This is a genomic window from Acinetobacter sp. BWR-L5 (genome assembly GCF_039655985.1).
GTDB classification, from domain to species: Bacteria; Pseudomonadota; Gammaproteobacteria; order Pseudomonadales; family Moraxellaceae; genus Acinetobacter; species Acinetobacter johnsonii.
In genome coordinates this window covers 19,955-41,717 of sequence record NZ_JAGFEV010000014.1, presented here as the reverse complement: position 1 = coordinate 41,717, position 21,763 = coordinate 19,955, and the positions used below count along the sequence as shown (strand labels likewise).

Sequence of the window (21,763 nt, the reverse complement as noted above, 5' to 3'; positions counted from 1 at the left end):
AAACAAAATACCAGTGTGTATTGTTAATGTTGACCACAGACCTGACTAGAGGCTTCATCTAAGGCTGATTTTAGTTGTGCAGCAAAAGTTTCAGCTTCAGTTTCGGTCATGGGTTGACCATCTTTTTTGGTGACAAAGAAAATATCTTCGGCACGCTCACCTAGGGTGGCAATTTTAGCAGAGTGAATATCTAGACCTTGCATCATAAACAACCCGCCTACTTTGGCAAGTAAGCCGGGATGGTCAAGTGTTGCAATTTCGACCATGTTTTGTTGCAGTGCTTCATTCAGCGTAATATCAACGGTGTTTTCAATGTCGAAATGGCGTAGCTGACGTGGGATGCGGCGTTGCATGAGCCCTGGGTATTTATCTGAATTGGCTAATGCATCTTTTAATGCAGATAGTACTTTTGCTTCACGTTCAGGGTCGGTTAGCAGCGTACCAAAACGGTCAAGCACGACATAAGTGTCTAAGCTAAATGCTTTGGTCGCGGTAATAATACGTGCATCTTGTACGTCCAAATTCATACGATCGAGAATAGCAACCGTTGTTGCAAACAGGTTGGGCTGATCTTGGGTATAAATAAAGATTTGTACTGCATCTTGAGCAAATTTACGCTGTGCACGCATCAAAACAAGCGGTTCAGGGTTGTCACCGTGCTGTAAAATAGCACGTGTGTGCCAAGCAATTTCATCAGCAGATTCTTTGAGGAAATATTCATCTCCTAGTTCTTGCCAGACTTTTTCGACATCATCTAGTGCAAACTCTTCGACCAGTTGTTCACTGGCAGAAAACTTGGTGTCCTCGATGAGCATTTGATAGTCAACAGGACGGCCTAAACCTGAGCGAATCACGTCACGTGCATGGGTATAGAGCTGACGCATGAGAGAAGCACGCCACGTATTCCAAAGTGAAGGATTGGTTGCATTGATATCTGAAACAGTCAACGTATATAGATAGTCGAGATGTTCCATATCGCCCATTTTCTCAGCAAACGCTTTAACTACATCGGGGTCAGAAATATCTTTCTTTTGAGAAGTGACAGACATGAGCAAATGGTTTTGGATGAGCCATGCGACAAGGTTGCATTCACGTTCGGTAAAACCATGACTACGACAGAATTCGATCGCATCGCTTGCACCTAGCTCACTGTGGTCACCACCACGGCCTTTAGCAATATCATGAAAAATGGCAGCCAAATAGACAATGTCACGACGTGCCAGACGTTGGAACACTGAACTGACGACAGGGAAGTCTTTAGCAAACTCAGGTTCTTTGAAACGGTTTAAGTTGCGCAGTAATAATAAAGTATGTGCATCTACGGTATAGATATGGAACAAGTCATACTGCATCAACCCCATAATTTGCCCAAACGCAGGAATATAGTTACCTAAAACGCCATAACGTTTCATTGCCACCATGGTTTCATATAAACGATGGGGTGAGCGAATGATGGCCATAAACAGGGCTTGATGCGCTGGATTATCTCTATATTTTTGGTCAATGCGTTTAGCCGCCAAAACTAACAAACGTAGCGTACGCGCGCGAATGCCTGTAATTTCAGGTCGATTGGCCAATATATAGAAAATTTCTAAAATAGCGCTTGGATTTTCAGAGAAAATTTTATGGTGTTGAACCGCTAGTTTGCCGTCGACCAGTTTAAAATTTTCATTGATTTCTTCAATGTTACGCTCATAGTTCGGCAGGCGTGGGGTAATCACAGATTCATTGAAATAAGCCAACAGCATTTCATTCAGCGTGGTGACTTGTTGTGCGCTTCGATAATAACGCTTCATGAATTGTTCAATTGGATAATTCGGTGATTTGCCTTCTTCACGCACATAGCCAAACTTTGCGGCAATGTCACGTTGATAGTCGAACAGTAAACGGTTTTCATCACGTTTCGTTAGGCGGTGTAGGTGATGACGAATTTCCCAGAGGAAACTTTCGGCTTCTTCTAATACGCCCAACTCAAACTCAGAAATAAAGCCTAAATGCACCAAGTCATAAATACGGTTGACGCGGAAATGCCGTTTAGCAATCCAACCAATTTGGTTAATGTCCCGAATGCCACCCGGCGCATTTTTAATATCGGGCTCTAGATTACTTTCCGTAAAGTTATGCTGTGCATAGCGTTTAGCCTGTTCTTCCATTTTTGCATCATAGAAGGTTTTGTCTGTCCATGTTTGTGAAACAATGCGACGTGGCCATTTGGCTAAGTGTTCATTGCCCGTAATTAAACGAGATTCGATGAGAGCTGTGGCAACTGTTAAGTCAGAGGTTGCTTGTTCAACACAGTTGGCAATGGTACGTACACTAATGCCGGGCTTGAAATTGCCGACATCCCAAAGTGAGGAAATAAAGACAGAAATGAGCTTCTCTTGTTCTTCGCTAAACTCATCCTCAGACAAGATCATAATGTCTACATCTGAGTAAGGCAGCATCTCTCGGCGACCGTAACCACCGACAGCAAATAAACTTAAGTCTGTCTGATCGAGTTTTGCATATTTCCATAGGAAAATAAGTGCTTCATCGGTCATATTTGAACGCGTTAAAATGACATCACGAATGGATTGGCCATGATCAAAACTTTCTTGTAATTGATTTTCGACATCACTACGCCATTGATTAATCGCTTTGATGTCGTGATTACTGCTGACATAGTTAAGCAGTGGAGAAGTATTGATCATGAACCGTATCCGTATATTTTAACAACGCTTAATTTTGATGAACGCTCACCAGTCCAGCAGCATCGGCCGCTAGTTCACGCGCTTGGTCGGTTGTTTCAGCCCGTGCTGTCGCAACGCCCATACGGCGACGTGTAAAGCCTTCTGGTTTTCCAAAAATGCGTAAATCAGTATTTGGGTTTGCCAAAGCAAGATTTAAGCCAGAAAAAGATAAGTTATTTGCATCCACACCTGCATAGATCACGGCACTCGCAGCAACGCTATGACGTGCTGTATTGACAGGCAGACCCAAAATCGCACGTGCATGTAGTTCAAATTCACTTTGGAACTGAGAGGCAAGCGTCACAAGACCTGTGTCATGTGGGCGTGGTGATACTTCACTAAACCACACTTTATCGCCTTTGACAAAGAGTTCTACACCGAAAATACCACAGCCACCCAATGCGATGGTGACTTTATTGGCAATACGCTTTGCTTCGTCGAGGGCCACTGGCGACATGGCTTGAGGCTGCCAGCTTTCAACATAGTCGCCTGCGTCTTGGCGGTGACCAATTGGGTCGCAGTACGAAGTTTCAATTTCACCTGTTTCAGGGTTTTTTGAACGTACTGTTAATAGCGTAATTTCAAAATCAAAATCAATTTGTGATTCTACAATTACTGTTCCTTGATTTACACGACCACCTGTTTGTGCATATTCCCAAGCAGCATCTACTTCTGAAAATTCTTTTACGCGGGATTGGCCTTTACCAGAAGAGGACATGACTGGTTTAACAAAGTTTGGATAACCAATGTCATCACATGCAGCACGGAAAGATTCTAAAGTATCTGCAAAACGGTAAGCCGATGTCGGTAAGCCCAGTTCTTCCGCAGCTAAACGACGGATGCCTTCACGGTTCATGGTTAAATTGACCGCTTTTGCAGAGGGAATGACTGTCGCAATATTATCTTGTTCGATTTCAACCAACACTTGCGTTGCAATGGCTTCAATTTCAGGAACAATTAAATTCGGCTTAATGTCCTGAATGAGTTGTTTAAGCGCTGTCGCATCTGCCATATTTAAAGTATAGGCATAGTGTGCCACTTGCATTGCAGGAGCATGATCGTAACGGTCAGCAGCATGAACTTCTACACCTAAACGTTGTAAAGAAATCACAACTTCTTTCCCAAGCTCTCCAGAACCCAATAGCAGGACTTTAAATGCTGAAGGCTGAAGTGGAGTACCAATAGTAACGCTCATGTAAATCATCCATGCTTGATTTTATGGGCTTTTAGCATAGCAGAACTCTTAAAAGTGTTCAGGGTTCATTCACATAAATTAATGATATTGTCCAACAATTTTTTTTATAAAGCGGTGTATTCCAAAGTCCAGATTTTCATGCAAAAGGATGCTCAATAAACTTTTCCAATCAAGTTGGAAATGACTTGCATAGCTGAGCGCTTCAAATAGCACATCAGGTTTTGATGGATGCAAGATATGGGTTAAAAAGGCAGAGGAATATAGGTATAAACCAAGCCATAGCTAAGCGCTGCGGTGAGTGTAGCGGGGACAATTTGCTTAAACTTGAAATAAAGTCCAGCTAATACGATGAAGCCGACTAACATGGCAAAGCTTTTATTGGGTGTATCTAACAGTGGTGGCAAAGTTGCAACCACAAGCATTGAACTAATCGCCGCAATACCAATCGAACCCAATGCAATCTTCAACCATAGAGCACCGCGCTTTTGTGAACCTTGCTGGAACTTTTGAATGACGAAGAATGGGCCAAAGCGTGAAGCAAAATTTGCAATACCCACTACAATGCCGACCAAAATAATTTCGATATTCATGCTTGATCTCCCATATGTTCAGGGTCTGGTTTTTTCAGTACATAGTGCTTAAACAAACCAGCAAATATACCTGAACTGATACCAATAAAAATCGCAGCAGATAAGTCAATAAAATAGCAGGCAATGGCAGATACAAGAATGGTCACGGCCACCACAAAAGTGTGTTTCTTTTCAAAAGCTGCCAATAAGAAACTTAAGAACAGTGCAGGTAATAAAAAGTCTAGAGCGGCTTGTAAAAACTGGGGTAAATGACTGACTTGGTCTGCAAACATTCCACCTAGAAAAGAACCGGTAGCCCATGCGAGCCAACTAAACAGACTTAAACCGAGCATCCAAGACTCAGACCACTCTTGACGACGTTGTGACAGTTTAATCATACCTGAGGCAAAGACTTCGTCGGTTAGCCCCCATGACCATATAGCAGTTTTCTTTAGGTTCAGTTTATCTTGAATTAAGTTTTGTAGCGCAGGGCCATAGAGTAAGTGACGAATATCTAGGGCAATCACAGTAAGGGCAGTCATCCAAATAGATGTGCCACTACCCAATAGGGCAACCACTAAAAACTGACTGGCCCCTGCATACATTGAGCAGGATAAAAATAAAGCCTCCCATGCACTAAAGCCAAACTGGGTTGCAGATACACCAAAGGCAAAAGAAACAGGCAGATAGGTAAAGATAATCGCTTGGCTATCCTTAGCCCCTTGCCAAAAGCCAGCAGCTTGTGCAGGAGTGGGATTAAGTTCGGACACAACACACCTTGAAGAAGACTTTATCAATAGGTCAAAATTGATTGTGTATTGTAACTGAATTCACTAGCATAGTGCCCAATTGTTTGTTGAGGCGTTTAACCATGTTGAAGCTCGAATTACGTACTTTAGGGCTGACTGCAATCATTGTAAGCAGTTTACTTTTGCAAGCTTGTGGGCAGTCAGAGCAAGCTCCTGAACAAAAAGTAGAAATTAAGGCTGCGCCAAAAATTACCAATGACGCGACGCAATATGCCCAGCGTGCTTGGGTGTTTATCAATGAAGTAGATGGCTTGGTATATAATAAGCAAGTGGATCAGATTGAAGCTAAAGTCCGTCATCCTGCACGTAAACTCAGTACGGACTGGCGTATCAATGTCAAAATGACAGACTCAGTGACCGAAGGAAAATACGCCCTGTGTCGTAAAGCCTTGACCAGCTTAGAAGTGTGGGCACGTGAGACCTTAGACGGTTCGTCAAGTGTTGCACAGAAACAGAGCGATTATGAGCGTGATAAAGCACAATGTCGGGGCGCAATTGATAACCCCAGTTTAGGTAATACAGACCCTAAAAAAGTAGGTGTCTAATACCTGTATAGCATAAGCAAAAGCGAGTTTTTAAAAACTCGCTTTTTTATGGTTGCAGCTTTAATAAATAATATAATAAAAATATTCCTATGCACTAAAATATAAGGATTGAGTCGAATTTTAAGGGTTAATTTAAAAAAATTAGTTGTTGTGATGTTTACATTAATTATTGGTCAAATGCTGCCACAGCAGTCCAAAGTCGTTGAGACAAATAGCCAAGACGTTAGGCCGTGTAGCAATATTTTTATACATCCCTACTATATGAATTGCGCTCTTAAGGCGCACACTTGATTGTCTATTCTGAGCTATGTGCAATTCTATGCAGCTTTGCAGGATCTAAAATCTTAATCTTTTTAAACGCAATTGCCAGTATTCCTTGTTTTTCTAAGTTTTGAAGTTCTTGGTTGATCGTTTGGCGCGAACACATCAGCATTTGAGCCAGTTGCTCCTGTGATAAATGGATTTCATCATTGGTAATCGACAGATGGTTGCCATAACCGCTTAAAATAAACAGTAAGCGTTGAGCCAGTCGTTGACTGATATTTTGACTTTGGATTGCGATTAGTTCTAAAAAGGCGAGACGTAACTTCTGCGAAGCAAGCTGTGCAATATGAAACCAAAATTCTGGGGTGGCCTGGATAAATTCCTCAACATCGCGTTTAGGCAGATGGAGTAGGGTGCTTTTTTGAATAGCAATCGCATCGTGCGAACGCGGTTGCTGATCTATTAATGAAATTTCTCCAAACCACATAATCGGTTCTGCGATTGCTGCAACTGCTTCTTTACCTTCAATGTCGACATGACCTAAGCGAATTGCGCCGTTCAAGACTGCATAGATGCCATTAAATAAATCTCCAGAGTGAAAAACAGCTTGGTCTTTTGCAACCTCAATATATTTGGCATGTTGCACAATATACTGTTGATAGGCTTGTGGTAATTTGGTGAACCAATTGTTATTGAGTAATTGTTGTTGGTGTTGAATTTCCAGCATTCCGCGTCCTTTCGTGATTGATCGAGCAACTTGTCAGGTCGACGACAACTTTATGGGCTGTTTTCCTTTAAAGTTATTCTATATCGTGATCAATATCATGCAATAAGGAAATACAGTATGAGTAAATTAGAAAAATTATTAAGTCAGTATGCAGCTTATCATCTTGATCATAAAAATATCGTGACCCACTTTGTGGGTATTCCGCTGATTGTGTTTTCAATTATGTGCTTAACCGCGAGAGCTGGCATGACTATTGGCAGTTTTGAAATTACCTTGGCGATGGTTTTGATTTTAGCGAGTATTGTTTACTACTTAAGCCTAGATCGAATTTTTGGTGTGATCATGCTAGTGATCTATGCCATGGCTTATCCATTGGCGTATAAAATTGCACAGTTTGATTTGGGTCTTTGGTTAGGTCTCAGTGTTGGTATTTTTGTTGTCGGCTGGGCATTTCAGTTTGTCGGGCATTTCTATGAGAAGAAAAAACCGGCCTTTATGGATGATGTGATTGGCTTAGCCATAGGTCCATTATTTGTTTTGGCGGAAATGATATTTATGCTTGGTTTTAGAAAAGATATAGAACAACGTATGTTGGATGAAGCACGTAAACAGCGTGCTGCAATGGATAATAAACATGTCTCTGTGACATCACATTAACTGAATTATTTTATCGATAAAAAAAGCCAGTGAATTTCACTGGCTTTTTTATGCTGTTTTAAGATGTCTTCACGACTTTATGTATATCTGGTTGAGCTTTGGGTGTATTCGGGCTTGGAGCATGAGCATCTTTATGGGACTTATTAGTCATATCATTGGCTTTCATTGAATCATGTTTCAGCATTTTATCTTGCTTCATGGCTGGATCATGTTTGGATATTTTATCTTGCTTCATGGCTGGATCGTGTTTGGCTGTTTTGTCTTGTTTCATTGCCTGATCATGTTTCGCCACGTTCATGGTTGTGACGCACTTACCACCTTTATGATTTGCACCTGTACCACCCGACAGTGTTGTTCCTTGTGGGCATGCAAATGCTGTAGCGCTAAGCGTTGTGAATAAACCTGCTGCAATAAATGTGCTGATCTTTTTCATTTTCGTTTGTTCAATGAAGGCATTAGTGCCTGTGATTAAATTAGCGATAATGCGAAAGAATAGAAGTTATAATATTGTGTGAGATCCAAACGGATCAGGTGTTCATATGTTATTTAATGCTGTTTTTAAGCTTATAAAAAAACCCGATTGGTATCGGGTTTTTTTATATTCGGAACGACTTATACGTTAAAGCGGAAGTGTAGAACATCACCGTCTTGAACGATGTATGTTTTACCTTCTAAACGCCATTTACCTGCTTCTTTCGCGCCTGCTTCACCGTTGTATTGAACGAAGTCGTTATAAGCAACACATTCAGCACGGATAAAGCCTTTTTCGAAGTCAGTGTGGATTACACCCGCCGCTTGTGGTGCAGTTGCACCTACTTTAACGGTCCAAGCACGAACTTCTTGTACACCCGCCGTGAAGTAAGTCTGTAAACCTAAAAGACCGTAGCCTGCGCGAATTACCACGTTTAGACCTGGTTCTTCCATGCCTAAAGCTTCAAGGAACTCAGCACGGTCTTCATCTTCAAGCAGTGAAATTTCAGCTTCGATTTGGTTGCAAAGCGGAACGACGATTGCATTTTCTTCAGCTGCAAGTTTTTTCACAGCATCTAAATGCGGGTTATTTTCAAAACCATCTTCTGCAACGTTCGCAATATACATGGTTGGTTTTAAAGTCATTAAGCCAAAACCGCGAACCAATTTACGTTCGTCATCATCTAGGTCAGCTGCACGAGCAGGTTTGCCTTCATCAAGTAAAGGTAAAATTTTGTCTAAAACCGCTTTGGTTGCAAGCGCTTCTTTGTCGCCACCTTTTGCAGATTTTGCTAAACGAGTCACTGCTTTTGTCACAGTTTCTAAGTCAGCAAGTGCAAGTTCCGTATTGATGGTTGCGATGTCATCAAGCGGGTCAATTTTACCGTTAACGTGAATGACGTTTTCATCTTCAAAACAACGTACAACGTGAGCAATTGCATCTGTTTCACGGATGTTTGCAAGAAATTGGTTCCCCAAGCCTTCACCTTTAGATGCACCCGCAACTAAACCTGCAATGTCTACAAATTCCATTGTCGTTGGAATCACACGTTGAGGTTTTACAATCGCTGTTAATTTGTCTAAACGTGGATCTGGCACAGGAACGATGCCTGTGTTTGGTTCAATGGTACAGAATGGGAAGTTTTCAGCAGCAATAGCAGCTTTAGTCAATGCATTGAAAAGTGTAGATTTACCAACGTTCGGCAAGCCGACAATACCGCAATTAAAACCCATGAAATAACTCACAACGTGTTATATAAAAATTGCCAGTGATTTTACATGAAAGCCATGACAAAGTCAGGTCTCAGGGGAGAAGAATCAAAGTTGTAAATCGTGTTGTGGGCAGAACTTCCTCATTTAAGCCCTGTGTACGAGTCTTTTAGGTCTTTTCCTTTAATAAAGAAACTAGATTTAAGAGGTCAATTGCATGTAGATCATTGTCTATGTAAGGAATGGAGTCTTTCATGAAAATGGTGTGAAGTTCATATTGAAACGCCCTCCTCGGAAAAGGAGGGGCTAAAAAACTTAAGTGGACAGTATAGTCTCTGCTTTATTTGGGAAATGGGATTAAACCTTCCTTTTATCGAGTTGATTTGCCAGATTGTCTCCAATTGCTTGCACACACATCACCAAAATTACAAGCACGACCATCACGGCCAACATGATCTGCATATCAAAACGCTGATAACCATATCGATAGGCAATATCGCCTAAACCGCCAGCACCAATTGCACCTGCAATGGCAGAGGAGTTAATCATGGTCACAATGGTCACGGTAAAACCTGCGACAATTCCTGGTAGTGCCTCAGGTAACAACACATGCCAAATGATTTGAGTACGGTTACAGCCGATAGCTTGCGCAGCCTCAATTAACCCTTGATCCACTTCGCGTAAACTGACTTCTGCAATTCGAGCAAAAAAGGGGGTTGCTGCTAAGGTTAAAGGGACAACTGCTGCCCAAACACCATAACTGGTGCCTACAATCCAACGTGTGAGTGGAATCAGGGCCACCATCAAAATAAGGAAGGGAACGGAACGGGTGATATTCACCAACCAGCCTAAGCTATGGTTAATACTTTTAGAGGGATAAATGCCATGCTCAGAGGTACTGACCAGAACCACTGCCATTGGCAGACCAATGAGTAAGGCAAAAAACGCAGATGCGCCGACCATGATTAAGGTGTCGATGGTGCCTGTCAGTAATAAATCAATGAGTTGGTCGTGCATAGCCCAGTACCTCTACATGTGTCACATGTGCTTTTAGTTTTTGTAGTAACGATTGAATTTCTAAATTCTGTGTAGGAACAGCAATAACCAATGTTCCAATTAAATGGTTTTGGATGGTGTCGACCTGACTTTGATACAAATGCACAGTTTGTGGGAAATGATCCAAAATATGTTTTAAGTCAAGGGGATGATGCGCATCTGAAGTCGAGCGAATTTTGAAAATGGCATGTGTATCGAGCTGCGTAGGTACAGCATTTAAGCGAAAAGGCAAATCGAGTTGTTCTAGATTCAGTAGTTCTTGGGTAATGCTTTGTTGGGGTTGAGAGAACACCGACCATACTTCGCCTGATTCCACAATTTCACCAGCATCGATGACCACGACCTGATCGCAGATTTCCCGAATCACTTGCATTTCATGGGTAATCAATACAATGGTGATACCTAACTTTTGATTAATCTCTTTGAGCAGGGACAACACCACAGAGGTGCTTTCTGGATCGAGTGCAGATGTTGCTTCATCACAGAGTAAAATTTCAGGATGGTGAACCAATGCACGGGCAATGCCGACACGCTGCTTTTGACCGCCAGACAGTTGTGATGGGTAGTGCTGAGTCTTATCGCTCAGCCCGACCAATTGTAAAACTTCGTTGACACGTTGTTCGATGTCTTGTTTGGGATAATTGGCCACTTTGAGGGGCAGTGCGACATTTTCATAGACTGTTTTGGCAGACATTAGATTAAAATGCTGGAAAATCATGCCAATGCGTTGGCGGAGCTGAATCAGTTCAGTATGGCTTAATGTTGCCAAGTCTTGCTGATGAATATGAATATGACCTTCACTGATACGTTCTAAACCATTTAAGGTGCGGATCAGGGAGGATTTACCTGCACCACTTTTGCCAATAATGCCAAACACTTTACCTGTCGGGATATCGAGGTCAATATTTTTGAGTGCATGTACAGTATGCCCTTGTACTGCATAGTGTTTGTTTAAGTTACGAATTTTGATATGTGGAATTGAAAAATCCACATGAGAACCAAAGCTGACCATTCTTTTTCTCCTTATTTCCAGCCTTCAAACCACAGACCTTGGCCAAAATCACGGTCTAAAATTTCTTGAACGTGTTTTGAGTTTTGAAATGCTTGCACAAAAGTCGCAAGTTTTTGGTTTTGATCTGGATAGTCTTTACGTGTCACAAATAAGATGGCGTATTTCTTGTCTATCGGGTCAAGAAAAAGGGCATGATGCGGATCTGTGACCTTGGCCATTTTTAAATAATGCGGGAAGCCAAAAATTAAATCGGCATCATTAAACGCATGGGCAGTTTGTGGGCCTTCTACTTCAATAAACTGAAGCTGTTTAGGATTGCTCACAATATCTTTTACGGTAGACAGTTCATTGTTAATGTCTTTGAGCTGAATCAATCCCGCACGATGCAGTAAAATTAGAGCACGTGCCGAGTTTACAGGGTCATTGGGGATGACCACACGTGCTTGAGCTGGTAGTGCATCTAAGGACTTATATTTTTTTGAATACAGTCCGACATGACTTCCTGTTCCTGTGGCGAATGCATGCAAATCATAATTTGTTTCGCGAATCGCATTGCTCAGAAAGACACTTTGCTGAAAAAAATTGGCATCAATGTCACCATTTTGCACAGCAACATTTGGCGCATGCCAGTCCGAGAATTCAACCAGTTTGACCTGAATGCCTTGTTTCTTTACCTCATCTGCCACGCTTTGCAGCAGTTCGGCATAAGGTGGGCTAATGCCAATCGTTAAGACATCATCTTGCACATGGCTTTTGCTATAGCGGTAACCCGCTAGAGCAAAAATTGTCATGATGATGCTTAAGCCAATCAGCCATTTTTTTCGATTTTGAGTGAAAGATTGCGTCATGGCTTATACTCACTTCCAACCTGGGAACCAAAGTTTTTCACCAATTTCACTATTCAAAGTCTGTTTAACTTTGTCAGATGTTTGATAAATTTTGATGAACTTTTCAAGTTGCGCGGCTTTCTCTGGATGTTGCTGTTGGTAGTCGTCACGCACCACAAATAAAATCGAATACAGAGTATTGGTGTTGTCATCTAAGATCAGTGCATCATTTGGGTCAATGGTTTTTGCAAGACGTAAATAATGTGGATAGCTAAAGACCAAGTCAGCATCATCAACGGCACGTGCAGTTTGTGGACCTTCAACTTCAATAAACTGGAGCTTTTTAGGATTGCTCACAATATCTTGCAGGTTAGATAGATGATTGTTTGGGTCTTTTAAGCTAATCAATTTAGCCTGTTGTAACAGTAAAAGCGCACGACCTTGATTCACTGGATCATTTGGAATAACTGTACGTGCATTTTCAGGAATCGCGGCAATCGAGTCATATTTTTTTGAATATAAACCGACGTGTGTGGTGACGCCTTTATCCAGTGCTTTGAGTTTAAATTGGGTTTCTTTAATGGCGTTATCTAAGAAGGGCTGATGCTGAAAATAGTTGGCATCAATATCACCATGGTTGAGCGTGATATTGGGGGTATTCCAATCCGAAAACTCGACCAGTTTGACCTTGATACCTTGCTGTTTCGCTTCTTCCACAGCCACCTTTAACGGATTGGCAAAGGGTGGGCTGATCCCAATCACCAGTTCAGTGCTACTCGATTTTTTATGATAAGACCACGCCACCAGTGCAATGACGATGGCAGCGACAATTACCCCAATAATGGTAAATTTTGTTTTTGCAGTTTGAGCCATGATATTTCTCTTATTTTAAAATTTATGCGGTTTGTTTTTGCTGTGTTTTAGAATCAGGGGATGAGCTTTGACATCGATACTGCTGTACTGGGTGGTCTGCGGCCAGTCGGTCACCTTGAGCGAATAATTTGTGGCGTAAACTACCTGTTTCATAGGCAGTTTTATAACGGCCACGCTCTTGTAATTCTGGGATGACCCAACGAATAAAGTCTTGATGTGACTCTGGGGCAACGGTTCGTGTGAGATTAAAGCCATCTACGCCAGTTTCATCTATGAGCTGAATGAGTTTTTTTGCTACAGTTTTTCCACTCCCGACAATCAGTGGATAGCGTCCACCGAGTACATGTTGGGCTTTCAAATCCGTTCGCGTAACTTTTTGCTCTTTAAATTTGTTATTGACCGAGGCAATGCTATTGGTTTGTTTATAAGGAATCGCTTCATCATCTGTGAACTGCGCTAAATCAATTCCGACTGAACTGGAAAAATGCGCCAAACCTGCTTCTGGACTGGCATAGCGAATATATTCGGCCAGTTTTTCTTGTGCGAGTTCGTCCGTTTCTGCCGTCACTACACTAATGCCAACAAAGAGTTTAATGGCTTGCTCATCACGGCCATGGCTTAAGGCAAGTGCACGAATCTTATCGACTTGCTGTTTCAGTTTTTCAGGTGTGTCAGCACCAATAAACATGGCTTCAGCATGTTGAGTTGCAAAGGCTAAGCCTTTGCTTGAAGCGCCCGCTTGATAAAGTACAGGCGTGCGCTGTATAGATGGGGAAACCTGAAAAACGCCCTGACTTTGGAAAAATTTGCCTTGATGCTGTATGGCATGAACTTTTGAAGGGTCGGTAAAGACACGGTTTAACTTATCTTTTTGGACGGCATCGTCTTCCCAAGAACCCTCCCAAAATTTATAGCAAAGTTCGAGAAACTCTTCAGCTTGTTCATAACGCAAGTCGTGATCTTTTAAACCTTTTTGACCAATTAACCGTTCTGCGCTGTCTAAGTAACCCGTGACAATGTTCCACCCAATACGACCATGGGTTAAATGATCGAGGCTCGCAAAGCGCCGTGCAAATTGGTAAGGCGACTCATAGCTCAAATTTACAGTGACACCAAAACCTAAGTGCTGTGTAATGGCCGCCATGGCAGAAACGAGGGTACTTGGGTCGTGGCTTGGAAGCTGAATCGACTCTTTTAGGGTTAAATCCAGACCATTTTGATAAACGTCGTAGACACCCGTAATGTCGGCGATAAATAAACCATCAAATAAACCTTGCTCTAAAGTTTGCGCCAAATCTGTCCAATAGTTGAGCTCATTAAAACGATGTGACTCATCTCGTGGGTGTGTCCACAAACCGTGATTGATGTGACCTACGCTATTCATATCAAAGGCATTCAGGATGATTTGTTTCGCGGTTTTATTTTGAGATGATAGTGTCATTACAATGTCCCTCTGCGTGGCGGAAGTACACCGTTAAGAAGATAATTGGCAATGAAGTAATATTTCCAACGTGACGCATCATGTAGCGTGTGAACACGGGCATTACGCCAAAAACGGTCTAGGCCATCTTCACGCTGACTACCACGACTGCCTGCCAGTTCAATCAATTTCGAAGCGGCTTTTAATGCGGTTTCTGTGCTATGTGCACGAACTTTCGCTACATCGAGAGAAGCTTTTGCAATGTTCTCTATGGTTGGTTGGGGACGTGCTGCATCGATTGAACGAGCCGCTTGTTTGAGTAGGACTTCACTGGCACGCACATCGGCAACCACGCGTCCTAGTTCAAACTGTGTTAAAGGGTCATCAGTTGCCTGATCAACAGCAGAGTCAATCCACGGCCGAGCCTGACGCACACGAACCAGTGTTTCCTCAAAAGCAGCACGTGCAATGCCTGTTTCAATGGCAGCATGCATAATTTGCGCAAAAGGCCCAACCAGAGTCGGCCTAGAAAAAGCGGTATCGAAAGGAACAATATCTTCGGCATCTACAGCGACATGATTGAATTTGACTGTACCGCTGCCTGTGGTGCGTTGACCAAAACCAGACCAATCATCAATCAGTTCGAGTCCTTGGCTACTCCGTGGGATAAAGACCAGAAAATCTTTGTCATCGGCATCTTTGACTAAGGTGGGGATACGGTCTGCAAACAGACTGCCTGTGCAATAAAACTTTTCACCATTGACCACATAGCCTTGTTCAGTTTGGCTGAGTGCAGTTTGTTTTTGTGTTGCATTTTTAGTTTTAAACTCTGCCAAGGCATTACCAAAGCGTGCCCCTTTGAGCACTTCTGCATAGAGTTTACGCTTTTGTTGTTCAGTACCGTTGTTACGTAAAACCTCTAAGGCATAGAAATGGTTCTGGGGAATTTGTCCAATCGAACCATCTACACCACTCATCAGTGCGATAATTTGCGCGACCGTATAGCTTGAAACATCTGCGCCCCCGAATTCCTTCGGAACAGTAATAGCCCAAAGCCCAGATTGGCTATAGGCTTCGATTTCCTCAAAAGGCAAAATTCGTTCAGCATCACGTTGGATGGCCTGATGTTTAAACTGCTCAGCCAAATTTTTGGCAATCTCTAAGGCTTCGGCATCGCTTTGAATAATATGTGCATACGCTGCATTTTTGGATTGAAGTGGAAGAATAGGTTGAAATGAAGTCATAATGTTCTCCTTAAATCCAGGCGTGGCGAGCAGGGAAAGTGTTGTTCAAATAGTAGTTACCCAGTGCATGCAGCTTCCAGCGGATCGGGTCGTGTAAGGTATGCACACGTGCATTGCGCCAATGTTGATCTAAATTATGTTGGCTTAGGCTCGAACGACTGCCGCCAAGCTCTAGGAGTTTTTCAGAAATTTGTAGTGCAGCATCATTAGCATAGACCTTTGCTTCGGCGACTAAGATAGAGGCTTTAGCTGCTTGTTCGGCACTGACAACGCTCAGTTGGTCGAGCTCATCTAAATATTCAGCAGCTTCATCGAGCAGTAGGATCGCGGCATCTAACAGGACTGCGGATTTGCCGACTTCTTGTAAGGTGTAATGTTCAAAACTGGCTTTCTCAACTTGCGCATCGACAATTGGTCGGGCTTTTTTCACTGCTGACAAAGTGTCTTCAAATGCGGCTTCTGCAATACCGACATCAATTGCAACTTGCATTAACTGCGAGAAAGCACCGCGATAATTAACGTCTTCAGCCAGTTTCCGCTCATCAAAGATAAGTAGTGGATCGACTTCAACCCGTTGTAATTTTACTGTGCCGCTTGAAGTTGTACGCTGACCAAAACCGTTCCAGTTATCGATGACTTCAACGCCTTGTGCTGTGGCATCAACAAGCGTCAGTACCACATATCCTTCAGGGTGAATGGCTTTAATAGCTAACCAATGGGCAAAGCTACTGCCTGTAGAGTAGAACTTTTCACCATCGACATAGTAATGACCATTTTCAATACTTAATGTCGTACTCAGAGTTTTAGTGTCTTTGGTATTTCGTTCGGGGCCGCCATTGGCAAGGCGTTTGCCGTTTAATATTTCATTAAAAATAAACTGTTTTTGTTGTTCGCTGCCCAAGATATCAATCATGTTGAGCAGCGCAATTTGGTTTTGTGGAATTTGGCCAACACTTGAGTCGGCTTTATTAATAATGCGAAAAACCTGAGCTAAGGTTTTGTTGGAAACAAATGCGCCTCCAAAAGCTTGAGGAATACGAATCCCGCCTAATCCTTTTTGGCTAAATAACTCGACTTCAGCAAAAGGAAGCTGACGGTTCTGATCACGTTGATCCCGACCTTCTAAGGCAAAGTCAGCGACATGATAGGCTGCATTAATCGCATCCTGATCATTTTGTATCACGTGAATATTTTTAGAGAGTGTATGAGACATAAAAGCACCTTTACTTAATGCCTATACGCTACTTGGGATTGCTTGAATGATTAAATGAAGGATTTTGAATTACTTAGCAGCTAAAAAGTTAAAAATAAAATATGCTAAGTTTAAACATTTAGATGATATGTTAAGCATTTGAAAAATAAGGAATAACTAATTTAACTGAGGACTGAGTGGGATGATCAAAGTCTTACTTATCAAGATTTGAGATATTGTAGAGAAAAAAACGTATAAATTTGATAAAGGCTATTGAACATTTGCTAGGCAGTTTTGAGTAAAAAGTACATTGTAAATCCTAAATACAGTGACTAAAGTATCCAACTGAAATAGATGGCTTTTCTGAAAAGCCAAAATAGAAAAATAAATGTGGAGCATTTATGAGAACTTTATACCAGTTTCCTTTATCTCATTTTTGTGAGAAAGCTCGCTGGTTGCTCGATCATAAAGAGCTAGATTTTGTCGCACAAAATGTGGTGCCTGGGGTTCACCGGGCATTTGCACAGTTAAAGACCGGTCAAAATAAACTGCCTATTTTGCGTGATCAGGACAAATGGGTCGCTGATACCACCGAGATTGCGTTATATCTTGATGAGCGTTATCCAGAACATCGACTGTTACGTAATGAAGCACAGCTTCGTAAAGAGGCTTTAGATGTTAATGCATTAGCCAATGATTTGGGATTGCATGTGCGTCGTTGGGGGTTGGCCCATGCATTGTCCGATAACGATCAATCGTTACAGATTATGTTGGGCGAAAAGGGCTATTTACGTAAATTTGAAAAATACACCAAACCTTTAATGAAAACTTTGATGTCGAAAGGCTATGAGTTGAATGCAGAGAAAATAGAGCATTCCAAAGCTGAAATGCAGCGTTTAATTGAAGTATTGAATGAGAAGTTAATTGCTAATCATGGACGTTACTTTATCGGGGATCGTTTAGGTTTGGCCGATATTGCTGTGTGTTCGATGTTGGCGCCTGTGCTGGAAATTAAAGGGACACCTTGGGAAAAAGACCATGAGGAAAGTCTATCTGAAGAATTTAGTGCTTATAAAACCTATTTAACCAATTTACCCTTGGGGCAGTATGTTTTAAGAGTCTATCAAACCGAGCGCAATGCTCGAGTCGACTGGCGCGGCGTTTAAAATAAGCTTAAGCCAAACAAGGCAAGGGTGATGTGTGATACAGACAGCCTTTGCCTTTCTTGTATTTTCAATATCACGATTTATAGAAGCTGAATAGAAATTTTCTCAGTTGATTTGCAACTTTGTAAAAGATCATGGCACTCTTTGTTTGAAAAAGCTGATATCTTTTTATCAATCTCAAAATATATGAAAAAAAATGCAAATAAGCTTTATCTTTCATTTGAAATGCTTAATATAAAATAAACACCTATAAACATAAGTTGTCATGAGAGTTAAATAATGGAATTAGATCGTTTTGATAAGCAAATTTTAGAAATTTTAAGTAATGAAGATATCAATCTAAACGAATTATCAGAGCGTATTAATCTATCGGTCAGTTCAGTACATCGTCGTATTAAGCACCTCATTGATAACGACATTATGACCAAAGTTAAGCGTGATATTAACTATCAAAAGCTCGGTTTTAGTCTACATGTTTTGCTACAAGTATCTTTGAGCAAGCACGATACCGACACTTTTTCCAAGTTTTTAGAAGAGCTAGAAAATATTCCTGAAGTGACCAATGCCTTTTTAGTAACGGGGCAGTCGGCAGACTTTATTGTTGAAGTTGTGGCAAGAGATATGGAAAACTATAGTGATATTTTACTCAAACGCATTGGTAAAATCGAACATGTGGTGGCACTGCACTCAAGCTTTGTGATTAAAGAATATAATGTATTTAACTGTAGCGGTTTGTTGAGTAAGGTTTAGCGTATGCTGAGGTTCTATGCAGCTACTGAATATCAAGCATCTTGACATCAAAAATTTGTATACTACCAGCGACAACTTTTAGCTCTCATACCCAAAGCACAGATTGAACATATTGGTTCATCTGCCATTCCTTATGCAGTTTCTAAAGGTGATTTGGATATTTATGTGGCTGTTGATGCTGTAGATTTTGACTCAGCCATCGTTAGTATTTCCAGTTTAGGTTTTGTTGAAAAGCTTGATACTTTAAGAACGCATGAACTGTGTATGCTAGAGTCGCTACAGCAGGATGATGTTACTATTCAATTGGTCGTGAAAAACGCTCGGTGGTAAAGTTTTCTGATCTTTCGTGATCGCTTGTTGGAAAATCAAAAAATAGTGATGGCGTATAACCAATTAAAACAAGACAGCCAACATTTAACGATGGATGAATATCGATCTAAAAAAGCAAAATTTATTGAAAGTGTATTCAATCAGCCATAAAAAATGCGCTCTCAAAGTTATGTTTGAGAACGCATTTTTATAAAGCAGTAGATTAGGCGTCTAATTCTGCCAATACCGCGTCAGAGAATTCAACGTTGGTATATACGTTTTGTACATCATCTAAATCTTCAAGCATATCAATCATTTTCATAATCTTTTTCGCTTGGTCGATATCGGTGATTTCGGCTTTAGTTGAAGGGCTCATGACCACTTCAGCATTGTCCGATTTTAAACCTGCAGCAGTTAAAGCATCTTGTACATCACCAAAAGATTCAGGTGTAGTAATGACTAAGATTTCATCTTCATCGACTTCGATATCTTCAGCACCTGCTTCAAGTGCCACGTCCATGATTTGATCTTCTAAAGATACATCTTCAAAAGTGATCTCACCACGTTTTGTGAACAAGAAAGCAACTGAACCATTTGTGCCTAAGTTACCATCTGTTTTTGAGAAACAGTGACGGACATCTGGTACAGTACGGTTTAAGTTGTCAGTCATAGTTTCTACAATAACTGCAACTCCACCAACACCATAACCTTCGTAGGTAATTTCTTTTAAATCATCGTTATCTTCACCACCAGCACCACGTTGGATTGCACGGTTGATGACGTCACGTGTCATATTTACAGAAAGTGCTTTTTCTACAACCGCACGAAGACGTGGGTTGCTTGCAGCATCACCACCGCCAAGCTTTGCAGCAGTTGTTAATTCACGAATAAATTTGGTAAAAAGTTTACCACGGCTAGCATCTTGTTTTGCTTTACGATGCTTAATATTGGCCCACTTGGAATGACCCGCCATGCGAAATATGCTCCTTGTAGATTGGCTTTGTGCCTATCAAATTGTGCAAATTCTACCATAAGCACTTTTTTATGCGAAAGTAGGTGTTTTTCTGAAAAGTGCCTGAACAAACAAAAAAAGAATTAAAATTGTTTGAAATAAAGCCAGTTATTTAAAATTTACCCTGTGAGGCAGTTCACTTTAAAAATTAACTGTTGGGAAACACTCACAGAGACCTAAAAGAGTAGCGTCTTCTCATTCATTTAGGATAATTAAACGACCTTATTGTGCAGCAGTCTTAGTTTCAGGAATCTCAATATCTAAACCAACATGCTCTTTATAAAGTGCTTTAATAAGCGCTAAGTCATGATCTAGATCTGTTGGGTAGATTTTTCCAAAAATACCGCCTTGCTTGGTTTTTGAGTTCGCGTACATCAGCACAATAGGGACATTTGCTGCTTTAGCAATATGCCAAAAACCAGTACGAATAGGTTTACGTACTTCACTTGTTTTGGCACGTGTCGCTTCAGGTGCAATGACTAAATTGAATTTTTTATTTTGAGTAAAGTGTTCAACCATTTGAGACACAATGTCTTTATTTGACTTACGATCGACCGCGATACCGCCAATGGCTTCGAGTATGGGCTTCATTGGCCCTTTAAATAATTCTTTTTTAATCAGGGTATGAATTTTCATATCATAGATTTGAAAAATCGCCAGTGACAAGACAGCATCCAACATAGAAGTATGTTCAAATCCAATAATGACTTGCTTGTCTTCCAAAACGTTTGGTTCTACATGATATTTCCAGCCTGCGAGTTTAAACGCAGACTCACCAATGAATTTTTTTAACATGAGCATAAAAATACAAGTGTTTTTTAAAGAGGCTAATGTCTGCTTGTTTGCGGTTTGAGTCAAGTCCTACTTGATTGCATTTGCCACTTTTATGAATCGTTTTGAATCCTCATCAGTTGAACAAGGAGAGGGCAAGAATTGAATACTAAGATGTTTTAAATCTAATCAAATAGAAAATAAATATGCTGAAAATGAAAATACCACTATTCATAATCTAAATGACAGATTAGACTTTGGTCTAAGATTAAAGTGTGCATTTTCACACTTTAACTTTGGTTTAACAAAGCTCAGGATTGTTAAAATGGCTTATCTTTCGACTTTTTTATGTGCAATCGTTCTCTTTGTTTTGGTGGTTATTTGGTCAATTGTTGAGTTTTTCATTGAGTCACGAAAAAAAGAAAAAGCCGGTATTTAGTTTTTATCCAATTTAATTAAATTTTATTATTCTAGTATTTATAAGTGCTTTTGAGTCTTATTATGTAACTCAAAGATCGTGGAAGACCTGATGTGTCAGTTTGATGATCTAAATTTTCCTGATTGTTTGGATAGTGTACAACCATGTATGAAAAAGCTTGTCTTTTGAAAAAATCTTCGCTAGTATTCATTTCGCCTGAACTTGTTGATATATAACAAATTCAGTATATTAGGGCCTATAGCTCAGTTGGTTAGAGCAGCGGACTCATAATCCGTTGGTCCACAGTTCAAGTCTGTGTGGGCCCACCATATATATCAACCACTTAGGTGTATTAATCCTAAGTGGTTTTTTTATAGTTAATTTCTTGTAAGCACTATGTAAGCAATAAAAAAATCAGAAAGCTTAAATACTTATAATGTTGTCTTGTCATTGAATTTCATTTTGAAGGTTTTAATTCTGACGTATGACCATCTGAATCAATCTCATATTTCCTAAATGTCTTTTTAAAATAGAGATT

At 40.9% G+C, this 21,763-nt stretch carries 20 protein-coding genes, 1 tRNA gene and 1 pseudogene; 6 read left to right on the top strand and 16 right to left on the bottom strand.

The features are described from left to right. Nucleotides 1–23: 23 nt before the first annotated feature. The 4 genes from glnD to JZ787_RS17175 form a co-directional block, all read right to left on the bottom strand. On the bottom strand, nucleotides 24–2,690 hold the full coding sequence (glnD, locus tag JZ787_RS17190; RefSeq protein WP_087528414.1) for a [protein-PII] uridylyltransferase: 2,667 nt from the start codon (nucleotides 2,688–2,690) through the stop codon (nucleotides 24–26). Nucleotides 2,691–2,718: 28 nt separating this feature from the next. Beyond that, complete coding sequence (gene purT / locus JZ787_RS17185) at nucleotides 2,719–3,933, bottom strand: formate-dependent phosphoribosylglycinamide formyltransferase (protein ID WP_346312955.1); 1,215 nt, start codon at nucleotides 3,931–3,933, stop codon at nucleotides 2,719–2,721. 233 nt (nucleotides 3,934–4,166) lie between these two features. Then, entirely contained in the window at nucleotides 4,167–4,514 is a 348-nt protein-coding gene (gene ygaH, locus JZ787_RS17180) for an L-valine transporter subunit YgaH (RefSeq protein WP_234966187.1), read from the bottom strand. Further along, nucleotides 4,511–5,263: an AzlC family ABC transporter permease gene (locus JZ787_RS17175; protein WP_004693451.1), complete on the bottom strand. Its 753-nt coding sequence runs from the start codon at nucleotides 5,261–5,263 to the stop codon at nucleotides 4,511–4,513. The genes ygaH and JZ787_RS17175 overlap by 4 nt, the downstream gene beginning before the upstream one ends. A gap of 101 nt (nucleotides 5,264–5,364) precedes the next feature. Between JZ787_RS17175 and JZ787_RS17170 the strand changes: the two genes are divergently transcribed. Beyond that, the gene (locus tag JZ787_RS17170; protein WP_346312954.1) at nucleotides 5,365–5,847 is read left to right on the top strand and encodes a hypothetical protein; all 483 of its coding nucleotides are present in this window, start codon (nucleotides 5,365–5,367) and stop codon (nucleotides 5,845–5,847) included. A 295-nt stretch (nucleotides 5,848–6,142) separates the two neighbouring features. Here JZ787_RS17170 and JZ787_RS17165 read toward each other — a convergent pair whose 3' ends face one another. Continuing rightward, nucleotides 6,143–6,838 carry a Crp/Fnr family transcriptional regulator gene (locus JZ787_RS17165; RefSeq protein WP_346312953.1) on the bottom strand — a complete coding sequence of 232 codons (696 nt, stop codon included), beginning with the start codon at nucleotides 6,836–6,838 and terminating at the stop codon, nucleotides 6,143–6,145. 117 nt (nucleotides 6,839–6,955) lie between these two features. On the opposite strand from JZ787_RS17165, the gene JZ787_RS17160 reads away from it, so the two are divergent. After that, on the top strand, nucleotides 6,956–7,495 hold the full coding sequence (locus JZ787_RS17160) for an Mpo1-like protein (RefSeq protein WP_286407933.1): 540 nt from the start codon (nucleotides 6,956–6,958) through the stop codon (nucleotides 7,493–7,495). A 58-nt stretch (nucleotides 7,496–7,553) separates the two neighbouring features. Here the strand turns inward: JZ787_RS17160 and JZ787_RS17155 are convergent, their stop codons facing one another. From JZ787_RS17155 to JZ787_RS17115, 9 genes are all read right to left on the bottom strand, one after another. Then, on the bottom strand, nucleotides 7,554–7,928 hold the full coding sequence (locus tag JZ787_RS17155; protein WP_346312952.1) for a hypothetical protein: 375 nt from the start codon (nucleotides 7,926–7,928) through the stop codon (nucleotides 7,554–7,556). 179 nt (nucleotides 7,929–8,107) lie between these two features. Beyond that, nucleotides 8,108–9,199 (bottom strand): redox-regulated ATPase YchF, encoded by a 1,092-nt coding sequence (gene ychF / locus JZ787_RS17150; RefSeq protein ID WP_004693442.1) that lies wholly within the window; start codon nucleotides 9,197–9,199, stop codon nucleotides 8,108–8,110. Between the two features lie 333 nt (nucleotides 9,200–9,532). Further along, nucleotides 9,533–10,192, bottom strand: a complete 660-nt coding sequence (locus JZ787_RS17145; RefSeq protein ID WP_346312951.1) for a methionine ABC transporter permease — start codon at nucleotides 10,190–10,192, stop codon at nucleotides 9,533–9,535. Further along, nucleotides 10,173–11,243 (bottom strand): ATP-binding cassette domain-containing protein, encoded by a 1,071-nt coding sequence (locus JZ787_RS17140; protein WP_346312950.1) that lies wholly within the window; start codon nucleotides 11,241–11,243, stop codon nucleotides 10,173–10,175. The genes JZ787_RS17145 and JZ787_RS17140 overlap by 20 nt, the downstream gene beginning before the upstream one ends. 11 nt (nucleotides 11,244–11,254) lie before the next feature. Continuing rightward, nucleotides 11,255–12,091, bottom strand: a complete 837-nt coding sequence (locus tag JZ787_RS17135) for a MetQ/NlpA family ABC transporter substrate-binding protein (protein WP_346312949.1) — start codon at nucleotides 12,089–12,091, stop codon at nucleotides 11,255–11,257. Nucleotides 12,092–12,100: 9 nt separating this feature from the next. Beyond that, the gene (locus JZ787_RS17130; protein WP_346312948.1) at nucleotides 12,101–12,943 is read right to left on the bottom strand and encodes a MetQ/NlpA family ABC transporter substrate-binding protein; all 843 of its coding nucleotides are present in this window, start codon (nucleotides 12,941–12,943) and stop codon (nucleotides 12,101–12,103) included. Nucleotides 12,944–12,965: 22 nt separating this feature from the next. Next, entirely contained in the window at nucleotides 12,966–14,384 is a 1,419-nt protein-coding gene (locus tag JZ787_RS17125) for an LLM class flavin-dependent oxidoreductase (RefSeq protein ID WP_346312947.1), read from the bottom strand. After that, a complete protein-coding gene (locus JZ787_RS17120; RefSeq protein WP_346312946.1) occupies nucleotides 14,384–15,607 on the bottom strand; it encodes an SfnB family sulfur acquisition oxidoreductase in 1,224 nt (407 codons plus the stop codon). Before JZ787_RS17120 ends, JZ787_RS17125 begins: the two co-directional genes overlap by 1 nt. A 10-nt stretch (nucleotides 15,608–15,617) precedes the next feature. Beyond that, on the bottom strand, nucleotides 15,618–16,820 hold the full coding sequence (locus JZ787_RS17115; RefSeq protein ID WP_346312945.1) for an SfnB family sulfur acquisition oxidoreductase: 1,203 nt from the start codon (nucleotides 16,818–16,820) through the stop codon (nucleotides 15,618–15,620). A 380-nt stretch (nucleotides 16,821–17,200) separates the two neighbouring features. On the opposite strand from JZ787_RS17115, the gene JZ787_RS17110 reads away from it, so the two are divergent. The 3 genes and pseudogenes from JZ787_RS17110 to JZ787_RS17100 all read left to right on the top strand — a co-directional run. Continuing rightward, entirely contained in the window at nucleotides 17,201–17,965 is a 765-nt protein-coding gene (locus JZ787_RS17110; protein ID WP_346312944.1) for a glutathione S-transferase family protein, read from the top strand. Between the two features lie 279 nt (nucleotides 17,966–18,244). Then, entirely contained in the window at nucleotides 18,245–18,715 is a 471-nt protein-coding gene (locus tag JZ787_RS17105) for an Lrp/AsnC family transcriptional regulator (RefSeq protein ID WP_004693423.1), read from the top strand. A 63-nt stretch (nucleotides 18,716–18,778) separates the two neighbouring features. After that, nucleotides 18,779–19,195: pseudogene (locus JZ787_RS17100) on the top strand (GrpB family protein); the annotation flags it as partial. Nucleotides 19,196–19,247: 52 nt separating this feature from the next. Here the strand turns inward: JZ787_RS17100 and JZ787_RS17095 are convergent. Both JZ787_RS17095 and JZ787_RS17090 read right to left on the bottom strand, forming a co-directional pair. Continuing rightward, the gene (locus JZ787_RS17095) at nucleotides 19,248–19,997 is read right to left on the bottom strand and encodes a YebC/PmpR family DNA-binding transcriptional regulator (RefSeq protein ID WP_004693421.1); all 750 of its coding nucleotides are present in this window, start codon (nucleotides 19,995–19,997) and stop codon (nucleotides 19,248–19,250) included. A 261-nt stretch (nucleotides 19,998–20,258) separates the two neighbouring features. Next, nucleotides 20,259–20,831 carry a 1-acyl-sn-glycerol-3-phosphate acyltransferase gene (locus tag JZ787_RS17090; protein ID WP_346312943.1) on the bottom strand — a complete coding sequence of 191 codons (573 nt, stop codon included), beginning with the start codon at nucleotides 20,829–20,831 and terminating at the stop codon, nucleotides 20,259–20,261. A gap of 646 nt (nucleotides 20,832–21,477) precedes the next feature. On the opposite strand from JZ787_RS17090, the gene JZ787_RS17085 reads away from it, so the two are divergent. After that, nucleotides 21,478–21,554 (top strand) — tRNA-Ile (locus tag JZ787_RS17085). Nucleotides 21,555–21,763: the final 209 nt, after the last annotated feature.

Excerpts from the sequence above, each read along its gene's own strand:
- JZ787_RS17090 (WP_346312943.1), bottom strand. The coding sequence starts at position 20,831 with ATGTTAAAAAAATTCATTGGTGAGTCTGCGTTTAAACTCGCAGGCTGG.
- ychF (WP_004693442.1), bottom strand. The coding sequence starts at position 9,199 with ATGGGTTTTAATTGCGGTATTGTCGGCTTGCCGAACGTTGGTAAATCT.
- JZ787_RS17130 (WP_346312948.1), bottom strand. The coding sequence starts at position 12,943 with ATGGCTCAAACTGCAAAAACAAAATTTACCATTATTGGGGTAATTGTC.
- JZ787_RS17115 (WP_346312945.1), bottom strand. The coding sequence starts at position 16,820 with ATGTCTCATACACTCTCTAAAAATATTCACGTGATACAAAATGATCAG.
- JZ787_RS17120 (WP_346312946.1), bottom strand. The coding sequence starts at position 15,607 with ATGACTTCATTTCAACCTATTCTTCCACTTCAATCCAAAAATGCAGCG.
- JZ787_RS17160 (WP_286407933.1), top strand. The coding sequence starts at position 6,956 with ATGAGTAAATTAGAAAAATTATTAAGTCAGTATGCAGCTTATCATCTT.
- ygaH (WP_234966187.1), bottom strand. The coding sequence starts at position 4,514 with ATGAATATCGAAATTATTTTGGTCGGCATTGTAGTGGGTATTGCAAAT.
- JZ787_RS17145 (WP_346312951.1), bottom strand. The coding sequence starts at position 10,192 with ATGCACGACCAACTCATTGATTTATTACTGACAGGCACCATCGACACC.
- JZ787_RS17170 (WP_346312954.1), top strand. The coding sequence starts at position 5,365 with ATGTTGAAGCTCGAATTACGTACTTTAGGGCTGACTGCAATCATTGTA.
- JZ787_RS17135 (WP_346312949.1), bottom strand. The coding sequence starts at position 12,091 with ATGACGCAATCTTTCACTCAAAATCGAAAAAAATGGCTGATTGGCTTA.
- JZ787_RS17095 (WP_004693421.1), bottom strand. The coding sequence starts at position 19,997 with ATGGCGGGTCATTCCAAGTGGGCCAATATTAAGCATCGTAAAGCAAAA.
- JZ787_RS17125 (WP_346312947.1), bottom strand. The coding sequence starts at position 14,384 with ATGACACTATCATCTCAAAATAAAACCGCGAAACAAATCATCCTGAAT.
- purT (WP_346312955.1), bottom strand. The coding sequence starts at position 3,933 with ATGATTTACATGAGCGTTACTATTGGTACTCCACTTCAGCCTTCAGCA.
- JZ787_RS17140 (WP_346312950.1), bottom strand. The coding sequence starts at position 11,243 with ATGGTCAGCTTTGGTTCTCATGTGGATTTTTCAATTCCACATATCAAA.
- JZ787_RS17165 (WP_346312953.1), bottom strand. The coding sequence starts at position 6,838 with ATGCTGGAAATTCAACACCAACAACAATTACTCAATAACAATTGGTTC.
- JZ787_RS17105 (WP_004693423.1), top strand. The coding sequence starts at position 18,245 with ATGGAATTAGATCGTTTTGATAAGCAAATTTTAGAAATTTTAAGTAAT.
- JZ787_RS17110 (WP_346312944.1), top strand. The coding sequence starts at position 17,201 with ATGAGAACTTTATACCAGTTTCCTTTATCTCATTTTTGTGAGAAAGCT.
- glnD (WP_087528414.1), bottom strand. The coding sequence starts at position 2,690 with ATGATCAATACTTCTCCACTGCTTAACTATGTCAGCAGTAATCACGAC.
- JZ787_RS17155 (WP_346312952.1), bottom strand. The coding sequence starts at position 7,928 with ATGAAAAAGATCAGCACATTTATTGCAGCAGGTTTATTCACAACGCTT.